Raw genomic sequence first — 6,786 nt, 5'->3', positions numbered from 1 at the left:
AGCTCCGGACTATGACGATTGGGAGTTAAATGGTGATATTATCGTTTGGAACGATGTACTTGACGATGCTCTTGAACTTTCATCCATGGGAATTCGTGTTGATAAAGAAACAATGAAACGTCAGTGCATGATTGATGGCAAAGAAGAAAGACTTAGTCAGTCATTCCATCAGAGCGTTCTAAATGGTGAAGTGCCACTATCAATCGGAGGCGGAATCGGACAGAGCAGAATCTGTATGTTCTTCCTTCAGAAGGCTCATATCGGTGAGGTGCAGGCTTCAGTTTGGCCAGATGACATGATTGAGGCTTGTGCAAAAGATAATATCTTCTTGCTATAAACTGTATTAAAGCTTCGGCTATTCACGTTTAAAATAAAAGGAAAGGATTCATGTTCATGAAATATATCGATGTCGTAATTGATAATAAAAGTGAATATATGGATTCTTTTTTTACGTATTCGGCGCCAGACGACATTAAAGTTGGTGATAAAGTAAATGTCCCGTTCGCTAGAAGACCAAAAGGTGTAGAAGGATACGTGGTATCTACAGAAATCGTTCCAAGCATTGACACCTGCAAAATCAAAGAAATAAACAGCATTTACAAAGAGCGTTCTATGACATCAGAGATAATCGATACGGCTATTTGGATGAGGTCTCGCTATGGAGTTAAATATATAGATGCTATCAAGATGTTTGATGTTGGAGGCAAGCGTGTTTCTGTAGACTATCAAGATAAAGTGAATGCTGAACTTGAAAGTGAACCAATTCTTTCAAGCGAACAACAAACTGCGGTTGCCAAGATACATGATTCGATTGATAATGGGTTAGGCAAGTCATTTTTAATCCACGGTGTCACGAATTCAGGTAAGACAGAAGTCTATATGAGAGCCGTTCAGAAGGTAATTTTAAAAGGAGAAACAGCAATTGTATTGGTTCCAGAAATTGCACTTTCGGAACAAGTTGCAGAGCGGTTCGCAATGCGTTTTGGGAGAGACCAAATTGCTATAATGCATAGTAAACTTAAAACTAGTGAACGTCTTTCTGAGTGGTTAAGGATTAGATCTGGGAAAGCAAAAATAGTGATTGGTGCTAGAACCGCTGTGTTCGCACCAGCTTCAGATATTGGAGTTATCATCATTGATGAAGAACATGAATCGACATATAAGTCTGATCATAATCCTAAATTTGAGACAGTAGATGTAGCTTTTAGAAGAGCAAAACATCATCATGCCACTTTAATTTTGGGTAGTGCTACTCCAAGCATAGTTTCATACAATCGTGCAATGGAAGGGATTTACGATCTAATTGAGATGACGGATAGGATTGGTGAAAGCGTAATGCCTGAAGTTAATATTGTTGATATGAGAGAGGAGTTACGAACTGGTAATATCAGTATAATAAGCAGAAAGCTCTTGTCGTCTATTGAGGGGACTATTAACAACGGTGAACAAGTAATCCTATTTCTAAATAGAAGAGGCTTTTCAACGCAGGTAATGTGCCAAGACTGCGGCTATATAATGATGTGCCCTGATTGTGATATTACCCTTACCTTTCATAAAAGGGAAAATGCAGCAATATGTCATTACTGCGGATGCAAGTTTAAAGTTCCTGAAATTTGTCCTGAATGCGGTAACGAACATCTGTCTTATGTCGGAACAGGAACGGAGCGATTGGAGGAAACTATAGGTAAGCTAATTCCATCAGCTAAAATAGAGAGATTTGATCTTGATACTGCCAAGAATAGTAGAGAGATAAAAAATACGCTAAAGCGTTTTAATTCTGGAAAAACGAATATTCTCGTTGGAACACAAATTTTAGCTAAAGGATTAGATTTTAGAAACGTTGGGCTAGTAGGTATAGTTTTAGCGGATTCCTCGCTTAACATTCCTGATTATCGTTCACCTGAACGTACATTTCAATTGATAACCCAGGTATCCGGTCGTGCGGGTCGAGAAGGCGGAAGGAGTAAGGTTATCCTTCAAACATATCAACCAGAAGATGATACGATAAAGAAAGCTGCGGAGAGAGATTATAACGGTTTTTATAAGCAGGAGCTAGCTCACAGAAAGAACATGAACTACCCCCCTTTTTCTGATATTATCTCTGTGACATTCGTTAATAAAAAAGGCACAAAGAGTGATTGTAGTTCGACAATAGATTACGCTAATGACTTTAGAAAGTATCTTTTGTCGATGAAGAATTTACCTGCTAATACTACTATTTACGAACCTAAATTTGACTTGCAGCGGAGTGGATCTGACAGGAATAGAGTATATTTCCTTATAAAGGCACCAAAAGGTAGTAGAGGCGGTTTTGTTAGCGCCTACATGAAGTACAGAGAACTTATGATGAAACACAAGAGCACCTGCCATATTGAAATGGATATTAATCCATATGGAATAATTTAGATTTATTGCTATATTGAAGGGAGTATTATGGCATTAAGAAAGATAGTAATAAGAGGAGATGAAATTCTCACAAAACAGTGCAAACCTGTAACAAAAATTACTGACAGAATCAGACTTCTATGCGAAGATATGCTTGAAACAATGAAAGAGGCTGATGGTGTTGGGCTTGCAGCACCTCAGGTTGGTGTTATGAAAAGGTTATTCGTATGCCGTCCAGAACTAGAAAATTTCGATCAAGAATACGTGATGATTAATCCTGAAATAATTGAGACTGAGGGTGAGCAGGAATCTGCAGAAGGATGCCTAAGTGTACCTGGTTACATTGGCCTGCTAAAGAGACCTGAACGCGTTAAGTTAAAAGCTATGGATTTAGATGGCGAAATTAAGGAGTATGATTTTTCAGGCTTTGCGGCAACTTGTATCATGCATGAAAATGATCACTTAAACGGAATCGTTTATCCAGATATCGCGGAAGAGGTATATACTACTGAACAATATAATGAGATGATGGCGGAAGTAGTTGCAGAAAACGAAGAGGGCGAGAACTAAATGCGTATAGTATATATGGGAACTCCTGAATTTGCGGTTCCTGCATTAAATAGCATAATAGAGGCTGGACATGATGTCTTGATGGTTGTTACGCAGCCTGATAGACGTGGTAATAGGGGAAAGGTCGTATTTTCACCTGTTAAGGTTTGTGCACTTGAACATAATATTAAAGTATCCCAACCCAATAGCATAAAAAATGAACCTGAATTTATTGATGAGCTTAGATCTTTGCATCCTGATATCATAGTAGTAGCTGCGTTTGGGCAGATACTTCCTCAAGACGTACTCGATATACCAGTCCATGGATGCATTAATATCCATGGTTCGATTTTACCTGAATATAGAGGTGCAGCACCTATGCAGTATGCGATTCTAGAAGGTAAGACTGAAACCGGTGTTACTATTATGCAAATGGAGAAAGGGCTTGATACTGGAGATATCATTAGTCTTGCAAGAGTCAATATTGATAGAAAAGATATCATTGCTATTTCTAAGGAACTTGCAGAATGTGGAGCTAAGCTCGTTGTAGACACCATGGAGTTAATAGAAAAAGGTCAAGCAACTTACACAAAACAAGATGATTCATCTTCATCATATGCTCACATGATTAGCAAAGAGGATGGATATACTGATTTCAGTACTTCTGCTATTGAAATCGACAATAAAGTTAGAGCTTTTAAGGCTTGGCCAGGTACATATACGAATATTGGTGATAAAACCCTGAAGCTTTTTAAGGTTTTACCAATAGAAGATGTTGATTCTGATGCTGAATACGGTACCGTAACAAGTATTAATAAAGATAATTTCACCGTAAAATGTAATGGTGGAACACTTGAAATCAGAGAGGTTCAGCTACAAGGGAAGAAGAGGATGAACGTTTCTGACTTTTTAAGGGGGAATAAACTAGAAATCGGAATGCGTTTAAAATAAAAAAGCATATTGGGGAGGTAAAAAGATATGTTCGGAGGATATTATTCATCAATGATCGTTATGATTCCAGCGATGATTTTTACGATGATTGTACAGGCGCGTATTAAACGCGCTTTCTCGACGTATATTGACATTGAAAACAGCAAAAGGATTACAGGTTTCGAGGCAGCTCGCAGGATGTTAGATGCTAATGGACTTCAGCAAGTACCAATTAATATACTTAAAGGTGATGCTCTTACTAACTATTACGATCCTAGAAACAACACTGTAAACCTCAGTTCAGAGATATACAATCAGGACTCGATTGCATCTGTATGTATCGCTTGTCATGAGGTAGGTCATGCTATTCAGCATGCGACAGGATATGCTCCTGTCAAGATGAGAAATGCACTAGTGCCAGTTACAAATTTTGCACAAAATGCTTCATGGCCGTTAATACTGCTCGGAATATTCTTATCTTCGACAACTCAGTATGGAACTATGCTCTTCAACATCGGAATCCTGTGTTTCGTTGCTGTTGTATTGTTCCATATTGTAACTCTTCCTGTTGAGTTAAACGCTAGTAGCAGAGCACTTCAGCAGATGAGATCACTTGATTTAGTTGATGCTGCAGATTATTCAGGAAGCAAAAAAGTTCTTAGTGCAGCTGCGATGACATATGTAGCAGCGCTTGCTACTGCAGCAGCAGCACTTATCAGAATTCTTCTAATTAGAGGAAACAGAGACTAATGAACAAAGATTGGCACGCAGTGTACGATGCACTTCACAGAGTCTACTCCGATAATTCATATTCAAATCTTGCAATTAACGAAGCTCTTAGAGAACACAACGTATCTTCTCAGGGCTTCGTTCGTGTTATGGTTAAAGGTGTTATTCGAGATACTATTCTCTTGGACTACAATATTGGCAGGTTTGCTAAGAATGGAATTAAAGGTATTAATAATAAAAACTTAATAATTTTGCGTATGGGGATGTATGCTATTTCAAAAATGAAATCAGTTCCAGCATACGCTGCGGTAAATGAAGCTGTTTCTTTGGCTGGAAAAGTTTCGCCTGGCGCAAAAGGCTTTATAAATGGACTGCTTAGAGCGTTCGAAAGAGATGGCTCATCGCTTATAACACCAGATACCAGTGATATTTTGGAAGAATTATCTTATAAATACTCTTTTCCATACCATCTCGTAAGGTTTCTTGCCAAACAGTATGGAGAGAATGAAATCGAGGGAATTATAAATGGCCTGTACGAAATCCCTGAACTAAATATTAGAGTGAATTCTATTATGTGTGAACGTAAAGAACTTTTACATCGTTTAAATGATAGAGGGCTCAGAGTTCATGAGAATCCATTGGCTAAAAATGGGATAATTATAGAGGATGGAGCTATTTTGAGCACTCCGGAGTACAGCAGCGGCATGTTTACTGTACAAAGTACTTCTTCACTTAGAAGTGTGGAGCTGCTTAATCCTCATTCTGGTGATAAAGTGCTTGATATATGTGCTGCTCCTGGTGGTAAAACTTCGGCAATAGCAGAACTTATGAAAGATAGTGGTGAAATTATAGCCTGTGACATCCATGAACATAGAGTTGAACTTATCAAAGAACTTTCAAGTCGGCTGGGTCTTTCCTGTATCGAGACAATTACAATGGATGCCACACGTTATGATGATATGTTAGCTGAAAAGTTTGATAAAGTGCTTGCCGATGTACCGTGTTCGGGGCTTGGAGTTATAGCTGGAAAACCTGAGCTTAAACTACGTGTTGATCTTAATGCATTTCCAGGTTTATATGAAATTCAGTACAGCATTTTGAGAAATGCTTTTATGTATTTAAAATATGGAGGTGAATTAGTTTATTCCACTTGCACCATTAATAAGCGGGAAAATGAACAAATAGTTTCTAGGCTATGTAATTCCTTTGAAAATGCAAGTATTGTTGAATACAATTCAATTTTACCGTATAATAAACAGGTAGGATTTTACTATTGTAAAATCAGTAAGTGTAACAATTTATAATTTTAATTTACTCAGGTGGTAAGATTTTAATGAGAGTAGGATATTTAACAGACAAGGGTATGAAGCGCCCTAAGAACGAAGATGCTGTAAAAGTATTAAAGGATAGCAGATTTTTCATGCTGGCAGATGGCGTTGGCGGAAATAAATCCGGTGAAATTGCAAGCACTGCAGCAGTAGATTTCCTTGCTGATTACGTATACAACAACCCAATCGAGTTAGTTGAGGGAAGTGAAGCGATCTTTGCGTATTTCGAAAACGCAGTTAACTTTGTAAATGAAAGCATTTTACAGCTTTCTAACATTAAGCCAGAATACGTCGGCATGGCGACAACACTCGTTTTTGCTTACGTTGACCACAAAATTCTTTACGTCGCTAATGTGGGAGATAGCCGAGTGTATTTCATTCATAAGGATGAAGTTCACCAGATTACTGATGACCATACTTATGTAAATGATCTAGTTAAGATGGGAGCTATTACACGTAATGAAGCTGACCATCACTATAAGAAGAATGTAATAACCAGAGCAATTGGTGGAAATGCGTACAACAACCCTGACTGTTTCAATATATATATGGAACCAAGTGACAGGGTGCTAATCTGTAGTGACGGACTCTACGAGGAAGTATCAGATAACGAAATTCTTGATATTTTCAACGAGAGTTCTGACATGCAGGAATGTGCTGAACGTATGGTTGAAAGAGCGAACCTAAATGGTGGAAACGATAACGTTTCAGTAATCTGTATTGATATGTTGGAGGAATCAAATGAACAGTAGACTACTATCTGGCCGTTACGAGCTCCTTGAGAAAATCGGTGATGGCGGTATGGCAGTCGTTTACAAGGGCAAGGACAGACTGTTAAATAGATTCATCGCTATCAAGATACTTA

Annotated in this window: 6 protein-coding genes and 1 pseudogene; all 7 read left to right on the top strand. The window is 38.2% G+C overall.

The window, feature by feature from the left end; genetic code table 11:
* Nucleotides 1-337, top strand: a pseudogene (locus tag AXF17_RS09565) (aspartate--ammonia ligase); the annotation flags it as partial.
* A gap of 50 nt (nt 338-387) precedes the next feature.
* Nucleotides 388-2,406 carry a replication restart helicase PriA gene (gene priA / locus AXF17_RS06360; protein WP_094234299.1) on the top strand — a complete coding sequence of 673 codons (2,019 nt, stop codon included), beginning with the start codon at nt 388-390 and terminating at the stop codon, nt 2,404-2,406.
* Nucleotides 2,407-2,433: 27 nt separating this feature from the next.
* On the top strand, nt 2,434-2,955 hold the full coding sequence (gene def, locus AXF17_RS06355) for a peptide deformylase (RefSeq protein WP_094234298.1): 522 nt from the start codon (nt 2,434-2,436) through the stop codon (nt 2,953-2,955).
* A complete protein-coding gene (fmt, locus tag AXF17_RS06350; protein WP_094234297.1) occupies nt 2,956-3,885 on the top strand; it encodes a methionyl-tRNA formyltransferase in 930 nt (309 codons plus the stop codon).
* A gap of 27 nt (nt 3,886-3,912) precedes the next feature.
* Nucleotides 3,913-4,614 carry a zinc metallopeptidase gene (locus tag AXF17_RS06345; protein ID WP_094234296.1) on the top strand — a complete coding sequence of 234 codons (702 nt, stop codon included), beginning with the start codon at nt 3,913-3,915 and terminating at the stop codon, nt 4,612-4,614.
* Nucleotides 4,614-5,897 (top strand): 16S rRNA (cytosine(967)-C(5))-methyltransferase RsmB, encoded by a 1,284-nt coding sequence (rsmB, locus tag AXF17_RS06340; protein ID WP_094234295.1) that lies wholly within the window; start codon nt 4,614-4,616, stop codon nt 5,895-5,897. Before AXF17_RS06345 ends, rsmB begins: the two co-directional genes overlap by 1 nt.
* Before the next feature lie 29 nt (nt 5,898-5,926).
* A complete protein-coding gene (locus tag AXF17_RS06335; RefSeq protein ID WP_094234294.1) occupies nt 5,927-6,673 on the top strand; it encodes a Stp1/IreP family PP2C-type Ser/Thr phosphatase in 747 nt (248 codons plus the stop codon).
* Nucleotides 6,674-6,786: the final 113 nt, after the last annotated feature.

The organism is Mogibacterium pumilum (assembly GCF_002243385.1).
Classification (GTDB): Bacteria; Bacillota; Clostridia; order Peptostreptococcales; family Anaerovoracaceae; genus Mogibacterium; species Mogibacterium pumilum.
This window is presented reverse-complemented; position numbering and strand designations above follow the sequence as displayed.

Excerpts from the sequence above, each read along its gene's own strand:
- priA (WP_094234299.1), top strand. The coding sequence starts at position 388 with ATGTTCATGAAATATATCGATGTCGTAATTGATAATAAAAGTGAATAT.
- def (WP_094234298.1), top strand. The coding sequence starts at position 2,434 with ATGGCATTAAGAAAGATAGTAATAAGAGGAGATGAAATTCTCACAAAA.
- fmt (WP_094234297.1), top strand. The coding sequence starts at position 2,956 with ATGCGTATAGTATATATGGGAACTCCTGAATTTGCGGTTCCTGCATTA.
- AXF17_RS06345 (WP_094234296.1), top strand. The coding sequence starts at position 3,913 with ATGTTCGGAGGATATTATTCATCAATGATCGTTATGATTCCAGCGATG.
- rsmB (WP_094234295.1), top strand. The coding sequence starts at position 4,614 with ATGAACAAAGATTGGCACGCAGTGTACGATGCACTTCACAGAGTCTAC.
- AXF17_RS06335 (WP_094234294.1), top strand. The coding sequence starts at position 5,927 with ATGAGAGTAGGATATTTAACAGACAAGGGTATGAAGCGCCCTAAGAAC.